The 15,892-nt window shown below is 72.4% G+C and carries 13 protein-coding genes; 4 read left to right on the top strand and 9 right to left on the bottom strand.

Features of this window, described 5'->3' with window-relative positions:
• Window positions 1–102: 102 nt before the first annotated feature.
• Window positions 103–456 carry a hypothetical protein gene (locus ABZ434_RS05325; RefSeq protein ID WP_359132205.1) on the bottom strand — a complete coding sequence of 118 codons (354 nt, stop codon included), beginning with the start codon at window positions 454–456 and terminating at the stop codon, window positions 103–105.
• Between the two features lie 355 nt (window positions 457–811).
• On the opposite strand from ABZ434_RS05325, the gene ABZ434_RS05320 reads away from it, so the two are divergent.
• Both ABZ434_RS05320 and ABZ434_RS05315 read left to right on the top strand, forming a co-directional pair.
• Window positions 812–1,858: an NlpC/P60 family protein gene (locus ABZ434_RS05320; protein ID WP_359132202.1), complete on the top strand. Its 1,047-nt coding sequence runs from the start codon at window positions 812–814 to the stop codon at window positions 1,856–1,858.
• A gap of 96 nt (window positions 1,859–1,954) precedes the next feature.
• On the top strand, window positions 1,955–2,728 hold the full coding sequence (locus tag ABZ434_RS05315) for a GNAT family N-acetyltransferase (protein WP_359132200.1): 774 nt from the start codon (window positions 1,955–1,957) through the stop codon (window positions 2,726–2,728).
• A gap of 1 nt (window position 2,729) precedes the next feature.
• On the opposite strand, the gene ABZ434_RS05310 is transcribed toward ABZ434_RS05315, so the two are convergent.
• Entirely contained in the window at window positions 2,730–3,434 is a 705-nt protein-coding gene (locus ABZ434_RS05310; RefSeq protein ID WP_136327611.1) for a response regulator transcription factor, read from the bottom strand.
• Window positions 3,418–4,716, bottom strand: a complete 1,299-nt coding sequence (locus tag ABZ434_RS05305; protein WP_359132197.1) for a PspC domain-containing protein — start codon at window positions 4,714–4,716, stop codon at window positions 3,418–3,420. The genes ABZ434_RS05310 and ABZ434_RS05305 overlap by 17 nt, the downstream gene beginning before the upstream one ends.
• A gap of 173 nt (window positions 4,717–4,889) precedes the next feature.
• Here ABZ434_RS05305 and ABZ434_RS05300 point away from each other — a divergent pair, with 173 nt between their 5' ends.
• The gene (locus tag ABZ434_RS05300; protein WP_359132195.1) at window positions 4,890–6,203 is read left to right on the top strand and encodes a PspC domain-containing protein; all 1,314 of its coding nucleotides are present in this window, start codon (window positions 4,890–4,892) and stop codon (window positions 6,201–6,203) included.
• Between the two features lie 159 nt (window positions 6,204–6,362).
• Here the strand turns inward: ABZ434_RS05300 and ABZ434_RS05295 are convergent, their stop codons facing one another.
• From ABZ434_RS05295 to guaA, 4 genes are all read right to left on the bottom strand, one after another.
• Window positions 6,363–6,872 carry a DoxX family protein gene (locus tag ABZ434_RS05295; protein WP_359132193.1) on the bottom strand — a complete coding sequence of 170 codons (510 nt, stop codon included), beginning with the start codon at window positions 6,870–6,872 and terminating at the stop codon, window positions 6,363–6,365.
• Between the two features lie 151 nt (window positions 6,873–7,023).
• Window positions 7,024–8,289, bottom strand: coding sequence for a hypothetical protein (locus ABZ434_RS05290; protein ID WP_359132191.1), 1,266 nt, complete (start codon window positions 8,287–8,289; stop codon window positions 7,024–7,026).
• Between the two features lie 126 nt (window positions 8,290–8,415).
• Entirely contained in the window at window positions 8,416–9,186 is a 771-nt protein-coding gene (locus ABZ434_RS05285; protein ID WP_359132189.1) for a class II aldolase/adducin family protein, read from the bottom strand.
• Window positions 9,187–9,359: 173 nt separating this feature from the next.
• Complete coding sequence (gene guaA, locus ABZ434_RS05280; protein ID WP_359132187.1) at window positions 9,360–10,946, bottom strand: glutamine-hydrolyzing GMP synthase; 1,587 nt, start codon at window positions 10,944–10,946, stop codon at window positions 9,360–9,362.
• Window positions 10,947–11,286: 340 nt separating this feature from the next.
• Here guaA and ABZ434_RS05275 point away from each other — a divergent pair, with 340 nt between their 5' ends.
• Complete coding sequence (locus tag ABZ434_RS05275; protein WP_359132185.1) at window positions 11,287–11,589, top strand: chorismate mutase; 303 nt, start codon at window positions 11,287–11,289, stop codon at window positions 11,587–11,589.
• A gap of 373 nt (window positions 11,590–11,962) precedes the next feature.
• Here ABZ434_RS05275 and ABZ434_RS05270 read toward each other — a convergent pair whose 3' ends face one another.
• Together ABZ434_RS05270 and ABZ434_RS05265 are read right to left on the bottom strand one after the other, a co-directional pair.
• The gene (locus ABZ434_RS05270; protein WP_359132182.1) at window positions 11,963–13,702 is read right to left on the bottom strand and encodes a peptidase; all 1,740 of its coding nucleotides are present in this window, start codon (window positions 13,700–13,702) and stop codon (window positions 11,963–11,965) included.
• 308 nt (window positions 13,703–14,010) lie between these two features.
• The gene (locus tag ABZ434_RS05265) at window positions 14,011–15,846 is read right to left on the bottom strand and encodes a GMC family oxidoreductase (RefSeq protein WP_359132180.1); all 1,836 of its coding nucleotides are present in this window, start codon (window positions 15,844–15,846) and stop codon (window positions 14,011–14,013) included.
• Window positions 15,847–15,892 lie beyond the last annotated feature (46 nt).

Here is a 15,892-nt window from a genome sequence, read left to right as displayed (position 1 = left end):
GGTGCGCTGATCCGGCTGGGGGGGCCCCGGGGCGCGGCGCCGCGGCGGCCCGGACCCTCCGCGGGTCCGGGCAGCGGCGTCCCGTACCGCCGTTGGTCCGGCTCAGGTCCAGAGCGTGGCGATGAAGATGTTGACGATCGCCAGTCCGCCGACCGCCGCGAAGAGGCCCTTGTCGACCTTCTCCTCGTCACGCTTGACGTAGACGAGGGCGAGGATCACGACCAGGATCAGCAGCTTGATGCCGATCTTGACGTTGTTCACGGGGTGGTCGTCGGCCTGGTCGAGCCCGACCAGCGCGACTCCGGTGACCAGCATCGTCAGCGCGCCGTGCAGCATGGCCGGGACGAACCGTGCCGTGCCCGCCCCCATCGCCTTCGTCTGGGTCAGGAAACCGCCCAGCAGGGAGGCGATGCCGATGATGTGCAGGGCGACGAAGACATCGATGAGTACACGCATGGCTCCGCAGCCTAGCCCCGGCCATATCAGCACTCCGCGGCAAGGTGAGCCTTAGCAACCACTTGACCGCGAGATGCACCAATTGCCTGACTCTGATGCAATTTTTCCGATCATCCGGCGACAACGCAACGCCAAATTCACACAATAGGCGTCATTACAACTCTTTCCCGTGTCCCGGGTTTAGCGTCCCTGGCAGGTGACCGGCACACCGCCGATCCGCACCCGGGCGGCGTTCCCGGTCACCCCGCCGAGGTTCCGGCGGCGGGCCGCTCCCCCTGTTGGCGGGCCGCCGCCGGGCCGGGCGGGCCCGTCGGTAGACCCCGGCGGGCCGTCGAGAGGAAGGACGCCCGCCCTCGTGGCAGCGCACCGGAAACCCAAGCAGCGCCTGCACACCGGCTCTGCTGCCCGCACCGCAGCGACACTGGCCCTCGCCGGGGCCGCGACCGCTGCCGCGTTGCCGGGATCCGCGCACGCCGATCCGGCGCCGAGCCCCGCCCAGGTGAAGGCCGAGGTGGACCGGCTGTACCGGGAGGCGGAGGTCGCCACCGAGCAGTACAACGGCGCCAAGGTGAAGGCCGCCGCCACCGCCAGGTCCGTGGACGCCCTGCGTGACGAGGCCGCCCGCAGGACCGAGCGGCTCAACACCGCACGCGAGGCGCTGGGTTCGTACGCCGCCGCCCAGTACCGCTCCGGCGGCCTCGACCCCGCCGTGCAGCTGGCGCTCTCCTCGGACCCCGACCAGTACCTCCGGCGCGCCTCGTACGTGGAGCGGGCCGGCGAGCGGCGCGCCACCGAGGTCCGCACCGTGCAGCGCCAGGTCGCGGACGTGGCCCAGGTCCGCGCCGAGGCCGCCGGTCAACTGACCGAGCTCGCGAGCCGCCAGGCAGCCCTGAAGAAGCACAAGGCCACGGTCCGCGCCAAGCTTGCCGATGCCCGGCAGCTGTTGGCCCGCCTCTCCCCCGCCGAGCGCGCCGCCTACGACGCCTCCGAGGGCGGCCGCGGCGACGCCCACGCCGACCGCAGCGCCCCGCGCGGCACGGCCCAGGCGCCCAACGCCCGCGCCGCCGAAGCGGTCGCCTTCGCGTACACCGCCCTGGGAAAGCCGTACGTCTGGGGCGCCACCGGCCCCTCCTCCTTCGACTGCTCCGGCCTCACCCAGGCCGCCTGGCGCTCCGCGGGTGTCTCCCTCCCCCGGACCACGTACACGCAGATCGACGCGGGCAGGCGGGTCTCGCGTTCCGAACTGGCCCCCGGTGACCTGGTGTTCTTCTACTCGGGCGTCACCCACGTCGGCCTCTACATCGGCAACGGCCGGATGATCCACGCCCCGCGCCCGGGAGCCCCGGTCCGCGTGGCGCCGATCGATCAAATGCCTTTCGCGGGAGCGACCCGGGTGGCATAGTCCCGACCGGCACTCGGGGGGGGTGGACGCCACTCCCCGTGCCGGTCGGGCTGAGCTCCCGGCCTCCGGATCGAACGGCGCGAAGGAAACCCGCACATGACCTTGGACGTCGACGTCCAGACCCATGCCCGTACGCTCACCCTCCGCTCCCCGGACCATGTCCGGGTGGGCCCGTTCGTGATCCGCTACAACCCGGACTGGTCCCTCAAGTACGCCAACTACGCCATCCCCGACCAGGGGGCCGAACCGACGCCCGCCGAACTCGACGCGCTGGTCACGGCCTTCCGCGACCTGGACCGGATGCCGCGCCTGGAGTTCCTGCCCACCTGGGCGCCCGCGGTCGAACCCGCGCTGCTGGCCGCCGGGTTCACCGAGGAGAACCGCGCCCCGCTCCTGGCCTGCGCCCCCGGCGGTCTGCTGGCGCAGAAGCCGGTGGACGGACTGCTGATGGCCGAACCCGCCACGGACGCGGAGTTCGACGCCGCGGCCCTCGTCCAGCACCTGGGCTACGGCGGGACGGGCGAGCCCGAGGCGGGCACCGCCCGGTGGCTGCGCACCGCCGCGTCCGACGGCGGGGTCGCCGCCCTCGCCACGGTGGACGGCACCCCGGCGGGCGCGGGCGGCTGCTCGGTCCCGGTCGACGGGCTCAGCGAGCTGGCCGGGCTCGCGGTCGCGGCGGAGTTCCGCCGCCGCGGCATCGGGGCAGCGCTCTCCGTCCACCTGACGGAGACGGCGTTCGCCCGGGGCTGCCGGGTGGTCTGGCTGGAGCCGGGCGATGCCGACGTGGAACGCATCTACGCGGGCATCGGCTACCGCCGGATCGGCGAGAAGCTCAACATCTCGCTCGACCCGGAACGCGAGGGCGCCTGACTCAGACCAGCCGGCGGGCCGTCGCCCAGCGCGTCAGCTCGTGCCGGTTGGAGAGCTGGAGCTTGCGCAGCACCGCCGAGACGTGCGACTCGACCGTCTTCACCGAGATGAACAGCTGCTTGGCGATCTCCTTGTACGCGTATCCACGGGCGATCAGCCGCAGCACCTCGCGCTCCCGCTGGGTCAGCCGGTCGAGGTCCTCGTCGACCGGGGGCGCGTCCGTCGACGCGAAGGCGTCGAGGACGAAGCCGGCCAGCCGGGGCGAGAACACCGCGTCACCGTCCTGGACCCGGAAGACCGAGTCGACCAGGTCGGCGCCGGTGATGGTCTTGGTGACATAGCCGCGGGCGCCGCCGCGGATGACACCGATGACGTCCTCGGCGGCGTCCGACACGGACAGCGCCAGGAAGCGCACCGGGTTCTCGACCGCGCCCATGAAGGGGGCGCAGCGGCGCAGCACCTCGACGCCGCCGCCACCGGGGAGGTGGACGTCGAGGAGGACGACCTCGGGGCGGGTCGCCGTGATCACGGTGACCGCCTGGTCGACGTCGGCGGCCTCGCCGACGACCTCGACACCGGTCTCCTCGGTGCGGCCGATCTCGGCCTGTACTCCGGTGCGGAACATCCGGTGGTCGTCGACGAGCACGACTCGTACCCGGCGCTCCGGGCCCTCGTGGCCCCCGGTCGCCTCAGTGGTCCCGTTCATCGCTCGTCCTCTCCATCTCCAGCTCGACTTCCGTGCCCCCACCGGGCACCGAACGCAGCCGCGCGGTACCGCCGTTGCGCTGCATCCGGCCGATGATTGATTCTCGTACGCCCATTCTGTCCCCCGGTACGGAATCCAGGTCGAATCCCGGACCCCGGTCGCGGACGGAGACGAAGACGGTGCGGCCCTCGACCTCCGCGTAGACCTGGACGGCGCCGCCCTCGCCACCGTACTTGGCGGCGTTGACCATCGCCTCGCGTGCGGCCTGCATCTGCGCGGTCAGCTTCTCGTCGAGCGGGCAGTCGCCGACGACGACGACCTCCAGCGGGACGCCGTGCTTGTCCTCGACCTCGGCCGCGGCGCGTTTGACGGCCTCGGCCAGGGTCTCGGGCTCGTCGTCCTCGTCCTTGCCGGTGCCCTCGGGGTTGTAGAGCCAGTTGCGCAGTTCGCGTTCCTGGGCGCGGGCGAGCCTGCGGACCTCACCCGCGTCCTCGGCGTTGCGCTGGATCAGGGTGAGGGTGTGCAGCACCGAGTCGTGGACGTGGGCGGCGACCTCGGCGCGTTCCTGGGCCCTGATGCGCATCAGGCGTTCCTCGGACAGGTCCTGGGTCATGCGGACGAGCCAGGGGCCGGCCAGCAGGGCGATGCCGGTGAGCACGGCGATGGCCGCGGTCATGACGTTGCCCAGCTGGGCGGCGGAGCCGCGTACGACCATGAATCCGGCGAGGCCGAGGCCCACCAGGGCGACCCCGGCGAGTCCGCGGGCCAGGTGCAGGACCTGGCGGCGGCTGCCCACGTCCATCCAGCGGGCGCGGCGCGCGTTGTCGGCCTGGCGCCAGACCAGGACGGAGCCGGCGCCGATCAGCAGGGTGGGCCAGATGTAGCGGTCGGCCTTGCTGCCCATGTCGACGTTGCCGACGAAGATCAGGGCGCCGATGAACAGCGCGATGAGGGCGAAGACCTGGCCCTTGTCGGGCTTGCGGAGTCTGCGGGTGCCGTCGGGGGCGGTCTCGAAGAAGGAGCGCGGGCCGTCCACGCCACCGACGCCCAGGGGGACGACGATCCAGAACACGGCGTACAGGAGCGCGCCGAGACCGTCCGCGAGGAACAGCCCGAGGAAGACGAAGCGCACCCAGGCGACGGGCAGTCCGAGGTGTCCGGCGAGACCGCGTGCGACGCCGCCGAGCAGCCGTCCGTCGGCGCTGCGGTACAGCTTGCGCTGGGGCGGCTCCTCCGGGTCGGGGGCGAGGGAGCTTGCGGCTCGGGGCGTGGCGGCTGGCATGACCCGATCGTCACACGTCCGTGCGGGTGGTGGCATCAGGGTCGGCCCCCAGATCGACCCTGATACCGGCCGGCGCGTGGGGCCGTCTCTCAGGGTCGGGCCGGGTCAATATCAGGGACCGGCCAGGGTCGGGGCGGGTGCCGGAAGGGACCGGCGCCCGTCACCATGGAGCCATGACCGTTCCCCAGGACGCGCCGCCCGGCACCGTGCCGCCCCCCGTGCCCGTACCGCAACTGCACCGCAGCTCGCGGCAGAAGGTGGTGGCCGGGGTGTGCGGGGGCCTCGGCCGGTACTGCAACGTGGATCCGGTGATCTTCCGGATCGTGCTCGGTGTGCTCTCCGTGACCGGCGGCCTCGGGCTGATCTTCTACGGCTTCGCGTGGCTGCTGATCCCTTGGGAGGGTGAGGAGGAGAACGAGGCGCGCCGGCTGCTGTCGGGGCGGGTCGAGGGCTCGTCGCTGATCGCGGTGCTGTGCGCGCTGATCGGCTGCGGCCTGTTCCTGTCCATGCTGGGCAACAGCGGCACGCTGGCGTTCTCCGCGATGCTTTCCGTCGCGGTGATCGGCTTCACCGTCTGGACGCAGAACCGCAGGACGGCCGATCCGCAGGAGCGGACGCATCCGGCGGCCGACCGGGCGGTGTCGGACGCGCCGCCCGAGGTGAAGGCGCCCCCGAAGCCGTCCGGCCCGTCCTGGTGGCGCGACCCGATCGTCAAGGACGGGACCACCGGGCCGGTCGGTGCGGGCTATCTGTGGGGGCCGCCGGACGCCGTGCTCGACGGCCGGGCCGAGAGGGGGCGCCGGGCGACGGCTGACGCCCCGTTCCTCCCTCCGCAGCGGTCGCGGCAGGTCCGTGGGCCGCGGTCCATCGGCGGTGCCGTCTTCGTCAACGCGATGATCGCGGGCGGTCTGGGCACGGGCCTGAGCTGGGACTCCGAGCCGCTCGGTACGAGCCTGCAGATCGGCCTCGTCGCCGCGCTCGCGGTCTTCGGGGCCGGGATGCTGGTCAGCGCCTTCGTCGGCCGGACCGGTTTCGGCACCCTTCTGATGGCGATGATCACGGCGGGCCTGCTCGCGGGGGCGTCCGCGCTGCCCAAGGACATCACCACGCACTGGGTGCGCGAGGAGTGGCGGCCCGCGTCGGTCGCCGCGGTGCAGCCGCGCTACGAGCTGGGCTCCGGGCAGGTGAAGCTGGATCTCACCCGGCTCGCCGTGCCCGAGGGGGACACGGTGAGGACCGAGGTGGAGCTGGGTGCGGGCCGGGTCGTCGTGCACGTACCGAGGACGGCCACCGTGAAGGTGGACGCGCGGGCCGGCCTCGGTGACATCACGTTGCCGGGCGACCGGCGCGGGAACGATGTGGACATCCGCCCCTCGCAGAACGAGCACCGGACGCTGTCACCGGCCGGGGGCGCCAAGCCGGCCGGCACGGTCGAGCTCGATCTGGAAGTGGGTCTCGGACAGGTGGAGGTCATTCGTGCCAAGTAGTGAGTTCCGGCCCGGACGGGGCGTCGCGGGGCTGGTGATGCTGACGCTGGCGGGCGGCTACGCGGCCGACGCGGCGGGTGTGTGGGAGGCTCCGTGGGTCTTCTTCGTCCCGGTCTTCGTGGGAGGGCTGTGGCTGGCCGCCACGGTGACCTGGGTGGCCTACCGGATCCGTCGCCGCCGCGTCGCGAGGAAGGCGTCCACGGAGAACGACGCCGCTCCGCCGAGCACCAGCGGCAGCCAGGCCATGAGGTAGATCAGGTCGTTGCCGAGGTAATACGGCGAGACCTGCCAGCTGACGGTCAGCCACAGGCTGAGCGAGATCAGCGCCCCGCCGAGTGCCGCGATCCGGGTCCACAGCCCCAGCAGGGTGCCGATGCCGACGGCGAGTTCTCCGAAGGCGATGGCGTATCCGAAGCCGGACGGGCTCTTCAGCGCGAGGTCGACGAGGGCCGGGATCGCGGAGGAGTCGCGGACGGCGGTCATCTGCTCGCCGATGGAGCCCGCGCCGGTGGCGTGGAAGAAGGCGCTGTCGGTCAGTTTGTCGAGGGCGGCGTAGATGAAGGTGACGCCGAGGAAGATCCGCAGGGGCAGCAGGGCGTGCTCCCGCGCCGACGCCTTCAGGTCCCTGGCCTCGCCCAGACCGCGCCCGTTCGTGCCGTACCCGTGCATGGCTCTCCCGCCTTCCGCGGCCCGCCGCCGGACCGCCGGGTCCGTCAACAGGGCCGTTCGACCCTCGCCGGACCGTTCGATCCGTCACCTGACCATACGTACGCCCCCGGCGCGCGGCTCACCAGGCGTGCGGTCGGGTTTCCGGCGGCGCTCAGTCCGTCACGTCGATCGCGACGCGGTTCGACTCCGCGCCGGACGCGGTCACCACCTGCACCTCGACGACGCCCGGCTCCACCTCGACCGGGACCGGCACGGTCAGCACGGTGTCGGTCGGGTTGGCGAAGCCGCCGGTGACCGGGACCATCGGTACGTGTACGTGGACGGTGCCGATCCGCACGACCATGCGGGCCAGCCGGTCCGGTGCCCCGGCGCCGGGCGGCACGAACCCCGCGCCGCGGATCTCGATGTCGTCGCCGGTACGGATCGGCGCGTCCAGGTCGCCGGCCTCCCGGGCCCGGACGACCGACAGCACCACGGGCCGGCCGCCCTCGGTGTACTTCCCGGCGAAGTAGGCCGCCGCCGAGACGGCCACCAGGAGGGCGAGCCCCCAGGGCAGGTCGGGCAGTTGCTCGGGCCGGCGGGCTAGGCGGACCGCGGCGAACACCACGGCGACGGCGGACACCAGCACGTACTGCACATCGGTGAACCCCCCGCGCCCCGAGTCGTCGGTCAGCAGGTCGGCGGCGCGCGGCCGGTCCGCCCGCAGCTTCTGCAGCCGCCCGGACAGCACCCGTACGCTCACCACCCGCCGCACGACCACCGCGATGGCGCACACCAGCGCCAGCACGGTCACCACGCCTGCTCCGCGCGCCAGGTCCAGGCCCTCGATCAGCGCGTCGCGCTGCGCGTGTCCGGAGGCGCCCGCCAGCTGGAGGGCGAGGACGAGGACGGAGAAGACGGCGAGCAGCACCCAGGACGCGGCGACCGCACGGGAGGTGGAGAGGCGGTTGTCCTCGCCGATCAGCGGGGCGAGGAGGCCGCCGCGCGCCCGGTGGACGTGGGCGGCCGCGGTGAGCAGGCCCGCGGTGACGAGTCCGGCGATCAGCCCGGCGGTACGGGCGTGGGTCCAGCCGGCACCGATGGCGGTGGCGGCCTCGGCGACGGCCAGCACGGCGACGGCGCCCCACACGAGGACCAGGGTGCGCTGCCACACCCGGTACAGCCAGGCGTCACCCGCTTCCCGGCCGCGGTCGGCGACGGCGCGCGCGGACTGGGTCAGCTCGTCCGAGACCCACTGCCGGGTCGCGGAGGGCGACTGGGCGACCCCGGTGGGAAGGCCCTGGCCCGCGGCGAGTTCGTCCCGCTTGGCCAGGAAGGCGGCCACCGCGCGCCGGTGCCCCTGGCGCGCTCCGTGCGGGCAGTCGCCACACGTGCAGCCACCGCCGTGCGTGCCCTGTCTCGCCTCGTCCAACGCCACGGAGAACTCCGCCCCTTCCCGCCCCGGTACAGCCGTTGATCAACCCAACTCGGCTGTGATTGCTGCGAATTGTGCCGTACGGGACGGGAGGTTCCCGCATCGGGCCACACCGGGCGCGCGGGATCGTCAGAATGTTCGAGAGATCCGGGTCCACAGCGGCTGGTAGTTGATCCAGGCGACCAGGTCGCTGCCGAGCTGTTCGCGGGTGGTGACCGCGTCCCGGTGCTCGATCAGCACCGGCTTGCCGGCCGCCCGCGCGGCCAGCTGGACCTGGCAGGACCGCTCCAGCGCGAGGAACCACCAGGCGGCCGCGTCGACCGAGTCGCCCACGGTCAGCAGCCCGTGGTTGCGCAGCACGATGGCCTTGCGGGGCCCGAGCGCCGCCGCGATCCGGCGCCCCTCGTCCTCGTCCACGACGACCCCCGTGTACGCGTCGTAGAGCGCGTGGTCCTCGTAGAACGCGCAGGACTCCTGGGTGATCGGCTCGACGAGCTCCCCCAGCGCGGCCAGCGCCCTGCCGTGCACGGAGTGGGTGTGCGCCACGGCGACGACGTCCGGGCGGGCCCGGTGCACCTGCGCGTGGACGGCGAACGCGGCCTGGTTGACGTGGCGGCTCCCCTCGACGACCTGGCCCTCACCGTTGACGAGGATCAGCTCCTCGGGCCGCAGCCCGTCGAAGGGGGCACCGAAGGGGTTCACCCAGTAGCAGTCGCCGAACTCCGGGTCGCGCGCCGTGATGTGTCCGGAGACGCCGTCCTCGTACCCGTACTCACCGAACAGGCGCAGCGCTCCCGCCAGACGTTCCTTGCGGTGGGCCCGCTCCTCCTCCACGGAGGCGTGGACGGGCGGCATGGCGAAGTGGAGCTGGTCCACGGGTACGGGTGTGGGCTCGGACATGGCGACTCCTCGGGTGCTCCCTGGCGTACGGGATCAGGCGTACGGGATCGGAAGTTACCGCCGGTCGCCGCAGGTGGCCAGAGGTATCGGCCACCGATTCGGGGCCGGACGCGGCGATGCCGCCGCCCGTGGGAACGGACGGCGGCATCGGCACGGCAGCGGGCGGGTGGGGACTACTCCCACTCGATGGTGCCCGGGGGCTTGCTCGTGACGTCGAGCACGACGCGGTTCACGTCGGCGACCTCGTTGGTGATGCGGGTGGAGATCTTGGCGAGGGTCTCGTACGGCAGTCGCGACCAGTCCGCCGTCATGGCGTCCTCGGAGGAGACCGGGCGCAGCACGATCGGGTGGCCGTAGGTGCGGCCGTCGCCCTGGACGCCGACGCTGCGGACGTCCGCGAGCAGGACCACCGGGCACTGCCAGATGTCCCGGTCCAGGCCGGCCACGGTCAGTTCCTCGCGGGCGATGGCGTCGGCCTCGCGCAGCAGGTCGAGCCGCTCCTTGGTGACCTCTCCGACGATCCGGATGCCGAGGCCGGGGCCGGGGAAGGGCTGGCGCTGGACGATCTCCTCGGGCAGGCCGAGCTCCTGGCCGACCATGCGGACCTCGTCCTTGAACAGCTGGCGCAGCGGCTCGACGAGCTGGAACTCGATGTCGTCGGGGAGCCCGCCCACGTTGTGGTGCGACTTGATGTTGGCGGTGCCGGTGCCGCCACCGGACTCGACGACGTCCGGGTAGAGCGTGCCCTGGACGAGGAAGGCGACCTCGGGTCCGTCCTCCTGGAGGATCTCCAGCTGGGCCTGCTCGAAGACGCGGATGAACTCGCGACCGATGATCTTCCGCTTCTGCTCCGGGTCGGACACACCGGCCAGGGCGTCGAGGAAGCGCTTCTCCGCGTCGACCACCTTCAGCTTCGCACCGGTCGCGGCGACGAAGTCCTTCTCGACCTGCTCGGTCTCACCCTTGCGCATCAGACCGTGGTCGACGTACACACAGGTCAGCTGGGAGCCGATGGCCTTCTGCACGAGGGCCGCGGCGACCGCGGAGTCCACGCCGCCGGACAGGCCGCAGATGGCACGCTTGTCGCCGACCTGCTCGCGGATGAGGGCGATCTGCTCCTCGACGACGTTGGTGGTCGTCCAGTTCGGCTCGATGCCGGCGCCGCGGTAGAGGAAGTGCTCCAGGACCTGCTGGCCGTGGGTGGAGTGCAGGACCTCCGGGTGGTACTGGACGCCGTAGAGCTTCTTCTCGTCGTTCTCGAAGGCGGCGACCGGGACGACGTCCGTGGACGCGGTGACGGTGAAGCCCTCGGGGGCGGCGGAGCAGGCGTCGCCGTGCGACATCCACACCGACTGCTCGTCCGGCGTGCCCTCGAAGAGGGTGGAGCCGGACTTGGAGACGGTGAGCGCGGTGCGGCCGTACTCGCGGGCACCGTTGTCGTCGACGGTGCCGCCGAGCGTGGTGGCCATCAGCTGGAAGCCGTAGCACATGCCGAAGACGGGGACACCGGCCTCGAACAGCGCGCGGTCCAGGGAGGGCGCGCCTTCCGCGTACACGGAGGAGGGCCCGCCGGACAGGATGATCGCCCGGGGGTTCTTGGCCAGCATCTCGGCCACCGGCATCGTGGACGGCACGATCTCGCTGTAGACCCGGGCCTCGCGGACGCGGCGGGCGATGAGCTGGGCGTACTGCGCGCCGAAGTCGACGACGAGAACCACGTCGGTGGTGATGTCGGGGGCGGCGGGGGGTGCTGCTGGCACGGGAGCGGCCTTCCGGCGGTGGAGAGGGGGTCGGTTCTTCCGATTCTACCGGCGACCCGGGGCGGCCCTCGTCGCACCGGGGCGCACCGCCCGCGACCTCTGTCGTCTCACCATCCGGGCCGGCGTCGGACCCGGTGCGCCGGTGGGTCCATACTGTCTCCCATGCGTCAGCACACGATCTTCGTCTTTACCTATGGCACCCGGCCCGCCGGCTGCCATGGTCGTGCTGCTTGAGCAACTGACAAGCAACGTTCCAGGCGCCCCGGGCCGACAGGCCCGGGGCGTTCTGGCGTTCCGGGCCCGGTCGGCCCCGGGGAGCCGCACCCACCGGGAGACCGACATGAGCAGCATCACCACCACCGGGACCGCCACCGACGTGACCGGCGCGCACACCGAGGAGGCCGCGTCCCTGATCGCGGACGCCCGGGCTCGCATCGACGCCCTCGACGACCGGATCATCGGTCTCGTCCAGGAACGGATGGCCGTCTCCACCGTGATCCAGGAGGCCCGGATCACGTCCGGGGGCCGCCGGGTCAACCTTTCCCGCGAGATGGAGATCCTCGGTCAGTACCGGGACGCGCTGGGCCGGCCCGGTACCTCCCTCGCGATGACCCTGCTGGAGCTGTGCCGCGGCCGCGTGTGACGCGCCGCACGTCACGGCCTCCCACCCTCCCGTGCGCGAGGCCGCCGGTCGCCCCAAGGGCCGGCAGGGCTGTACGGGCGTATCCCAGTTCGGGCGGACTCTCACCCGTACGGCGCGTGACCGGGCCGCACGCGGCTTCGTTGGTCCCGGTGTCCGTGCCAGCCAGGGGCGGCTCAGGTAAGAAACCACGCGTGGCTCCGCCGGGGCGTGTGGCGTACTGCATGTACGCCGTGGGACCGCGCACCGGCGTGCGTGACCGGTCGGCAGGGGACAGCAGCCCGGTCACTCGATACGGCCGCCTCCCGGGACGCCCGGAGGCGGCCGTATCTCTGTTCCGGAGCCCGGCCGGGCCGCCGCTGCCCGGGCCCGCCCGCTACCGGCCCGTCCGGCTTCGCCTGGCCGTCATGTACAGCACACCGCCCGCCAGCAGTGCGGCCGCGGCGGCTCCCGCGGCCGCCGCCGCACCGGTTCCGGTCGCGGCGAGGCGCCCGCCGGTGGCGGATGCGCGGCCCGTCGTGCCGGTGGTGCCCGTGGAGCCGGAGCCGCCCGCCCCGGAGCCGGCTGAGGCGCTGCCCCCGTCCGTGGAGCCCCCCGCCGAGCCGCCGCCGGCGGACGAGCCCGATGCGGCCCCTGACGTGGTGGCGCCGGAGTCCCCCGCGTGGTCCGCGTCCAGGGTGAGCGCGGCGGTGTTGTTGCTCCGGTCCGGGTCGAACGGCAGCAGCGGGTCCCGCGCCCGCGTGTTCCGCACCTCGACGGTCCCGGCGGCCCCCGTGACGGTTCCGACGATCCTGAGGTCGAAGTGCAGCGCGAAGCCGGCGTCCTCGCGGACGGCCATCGACGTGTCGCACACATAGCGCGGTGCGCCGGCCTGCTGCTCGCGGTACTGCCCGTCCGCCGTCACCCCCCGGCAGGCACCGGGCCACGTGGTGACCGAGGCGCCCTCGGGGACGGTGAAGTCGACCGTGGCGACCGGTTCGCCCGAGCGCAGGTTGCCGATCCACGCCGGCCCCTCGTTACGGAAGCCGATGTCGGCCCCGACCGTGCTGCCCGGCGGACCGGCCGCCGTGTCCCCGTACGCGGCGAAGTCGGCGGTGTTCGCGGTGCTGAAGTCGATCTCCTGCTGGTTGTCACGGGGGTCGAGATCACCGGACCGGACGGCAGGGGCCTCCTCGAGCGTGAGCACGTTGCCCCTGCTGCCCGGTGCGGACCGCGCTCCGGCCGCCCGGCCGGCGCCGCGCACCGTCGGGCCGGCCTCGTCGATGCGGTAGACCAGGGTGTCCCGGTAGGCGCGCTGCGTGGCCCTGAGCATCAGGGGTTCGGCCAGTTCGTAGACGGCGCCCACCTCGTAGCTGCCCTCGACCGAGCACTGCGCGGTGGTCCACACCGGGACGCCCTGCCCTGCGTCGCCCTCGCTGTACACACAGTTCTCGTACCGCTCGGTGAACTCGATGCCGCGGGTGTACATGAGCGTGAGCACGACACCGTCGGCGGCCCGCGTGCCGTGGTTGCCGAAGGCGAGCAGGAGCGGCTGGGTCCGGCCGGGCTCGAGTTCCGGCTCCAGCGGTGCCTGCTCCATCACCAGGTCGGGGCCGCCGATCACGATCCGGGTGGTGAACGGGGTGAAGGCCGCGCCGTCCGCCGTTCCGGTCACCCCGATCGTGCCGGAGTCCCCTTCCCCGCTGCCGGCGGCCGCACCGACGCGGATCTCGGGCAGCGGGTTGGACCCTGGCGAGAGGCCCGCGCCGTGGCAGACACCGGTCGTGCCGGTGATCTCGCAGTCCGCGCCGCCCTCGGTGCCGAACGCGGCATCGGCGACGCCCGCGATACCGCTGAGATCGAAGGCCACGGTGTACTCGCCCTCGAAGCGGCCGTGCTCCTCGTCCCGGGACGGGTTGTCGACGGTGATCGCGACGGAGGTCCGCTGCGGTCTCCCGCTCGCCGGGTACGGGTGCAGCGCGGTCTCGGCCGGGCCCCCGAAGCGCATGACCGGGCCGGCGGCGCGGGCCGGGGCGCTCAGGGCGAGCGATCCGGCGGCCAGCAGACCGGCGGCGAGTGTCCCCGCGGCACGGCGCAGAAAGGCTCTCGGAGTCGTGCTTCTCTTCGCGCTTCGCATCGCGGGGCCTTCTGGGGTCGGTGGGAACTGTGCGGCTGCTGTGGCAGCGATACGAGTTCGACCCCGGGACCATGCGAACAGTTGCGCGGGTCCAGGTCACGGATTGAGCACGTCAGGCACGGGCCCACCGACGGCGACGTGAGCGGCATCACATAAGGATTATGTGAGTCGGGGGACAACCATCTACGCGCCTTGCAGGTCATGCATGCGGAACCACCGGTCACATCCGTAACGCGGCTTCACCGGTAGAGCGTGAGGGGCTGCACTCGGAGGGGGGTGCAGCCCCTTCTGCTGTCCCGGCTCTCCCGCTACTCCGCCTGCTCCGCCTGCGTGACCTTCTTGGACGGCACCGCCGGCATCCCCAGGAACGGCAGCCTCAGCGCGCCGAAGGCCTCCTTCGGGACGGCGGGCGTCCGCGGCTCGACCACCGCCAGCCGCTCGTAGCCCTCGTCCTGCGCCGGGCGCGGGTCCTGCTCTCCCTTGTTGGGCCAGAAGGACATGGCCCGCTCCGCCTGCGCGGTGATCGTCAGGGACGGGTTGACGCCGAGGTTGGCGGAGACCGCCGAGCCGTCGACGACCGAGATGCCCGGGTGGCCGAACAGCCGGTGGTACGGGTCGATGACCCCCTCCTCGGCACTCGCACCGATCGGGCAGCCGCCGAGGAAGTGCGCGGTGAGCGGGGTGCCCATCAGCTCGCCGATGTTGGAGCCCGCGAAGCCGTTGATCTCGGCGGCGAGCAGCGATGCGCTCTGCGTCGCCTCGGCGATCTGCGTCGGGTTGGGCGCGCCGTGGCCCTGGCGGGCGGTGAGCAGGCCCTTGCCGATGCCGCGGGGCTTGCGATAGGCGGTCAGGGAGTTGTCCAGCGACTGCATGACCAGCCCGATGATGGTCCGCTCCGACCAGCGCCGGTTGGAGAGCGAACGCAGGGCGAGCGTCGGGTGCTTGGCGATGCTCCCGAGCCAGGCCAGCACCCGGTGGGTGCTGTACGGGACCTGGAGGATGGTCATGCCGCCCATCGCGTTCGATCCCTTGCCGTAGCGGACGGGTTCGATGTGGGTGTTCTCGTCGGGGTGGATCGACGAGGTGATGGCGACACCCTTGGTGAAGTCGGCCTTGGTGCCGTGCTTCTTGCGGTAGCGGCGGTCGGAGGTCTGCGCGCCGACGAGCCCTTCGGAGTTGGTCCGGGTCAGCTCGCCGAGGCGGGCCGAGATCCGGGGCAGCAGGCCGTCGTCCTTCATGGTGTGCAGCAGGGTCTGGGTCCCGTACGTGCCCGCCGCCACGACCACCTCGCGGGCGCGCAGCCGGGTGGGTTTCGCCTTCCTGCGCCGCTCGGTCGGCACGGTGGAGACGTGGTAGCCGCCCTCCGGGTCGTCCGTGACCGCGACGACGGACGTCATCGGGTGGATGACCGCTCCGGCCTTCTCCGCGAGGTGGAGGTAGTTCTCGTTGAGGGTGTTCTTCGCGCCGTGCCGGCAGCCGGTCATGCACTCGCCGCACTCGGTGCAGGCCTTGCGGGCGGGGCCCGCGCCGCCGAAGTACGGGTCGGCGACGGTGCCGCCGGGCTTCGCCTTCGCCGTACCGTCGGCGTCCTTGCCGTCGCCGAAGAAGACGCCGACGGGGGCGAGATGGAAGGTGTCGCCGACGCCCATGACCTCGGCGGTCGCCTTCAGATGGACGTCGGACGGGGTCATCGTCGGGTTGAGCCTGACCCCGAGCATCCGGGTGGCCTGGTCGTAGTACGGCTTCAGCTCGTCCTGCCAGTCGGTGATGTGCGCCCACTGCCGGTCCTCGAAGAACGGCGCCGGGGGCACGTACAACGTGTTGGCGTAGTTGAGCGAGCCGCCGCCCACACCCGCGCCGGCCAGCACCATCACGTTGCCGAGCAGGTGCACGCGCTGGATGCCGAAGAGCCCGAGGGCGGGGGCCCAGAGGTAGTTCCTCAGGTCCCAGGAGTTCCTGGGCAGCGTGCCGGGGGTGAAGCGGCGGCCCGCTTCCAGCACGCCGACCCGGTACCCCTTCTCGGTCAGCCGCAGTGCCGAGACCGCGCCGCCGAAGCCCGAACCGACGATCAGGACGTCGTAGTCGTACGCGGCGTCGTCATCGGCCGGTCCGGCCTGATTCTGGGCAGGGCTGTCCTGGGACATGGCTCTCCTCGGTACGAAAAGGGCAGAAGTGCTGCGGTGGTGGTGC

This window comes from Streptomyces sp. NPDC005761, assembly GCF_040630635.1.
Taxonomy (GTDB): Bacteria; Actinomycetota; Actinomycetes; order Streptomycetales; family Streptomycetaceae; genus Streptomyces.
Note: the sequence above shows the minus strand (reverse complement) of the source record. Positions and strands in the feature narration are given on the sequence as shown.

Coding starts and splice junctions, on each gene's coding strand:
- ABZ434_RS05300 (WP_359132195.1), top strand. CDS start 4,890: ATGACCGTTCCCCAGGACGCGCCGCCCGGCACCGTGCCGCCCCCCGTG.
- ABZ434_RS05325 (WP_359132205.1), bottom strand. CDS start 456: ATGCGTGTACTCATCGATGTCTTCGTCGCCCTGCACATCATCGGCATC.
- ABZ434_RS05265 (WP_359132180.1), bottom strand. CDS start 15,846: ATGTCCCAGGACAGCCCTGCCCAGAATCAGGCCGGACCGGCCGATGAC.
- ABZ434_RS05310 (WP_136327611.1), bottom strand. CDS start 3,434: ATGAACGGGACCACTGAGGCGACCGGGGGCCACGAGGGCCCGGAGCGC.
- ABZ434_RS05270 (WP_359132182.1), bottom strand. CDS start 13,702: ATGCGAAGCGCGAAGAGAAGCACGACTCCGAGAGCCTTTCTGCGCCGT.
- ABZ434_RS05285 (WP_359132189.1), bottom strand. CDS start 9,186: ATGTCCGAGCCCACACCCGTACCCGTGGACCAGCTCCACTTCGCCATG.
- ABZ434_RS05305 (WP_359132197.1), bottom strand. CDS start 4,716: ATGCCAGCCGCCACGCCCCGAGCCGCAAGCTCCCTCGCCCCCGACCCG.
- ABZ434_RS05295 (WP_359132193.1), bottom strand. CDS start 6,872: ATGCACGGGTACGGCACGAACGGGCGCGGTCTGGGCGAGGCCAGGGAC.
- ABZ434_RS05315 (WP_359132200.1), top strand. CDS start 1,955: ATGACCTTGGACGTCGACGTCCAGACCCATGCCCGTACGCTCACCCTC.
- ABZ434_RS05275 (WP_359132185.1), top strand. CDS start 11,287: ATGAGCAGCATCACCACCACCGGGACCGCCACCGACGTGACCGGCGCG.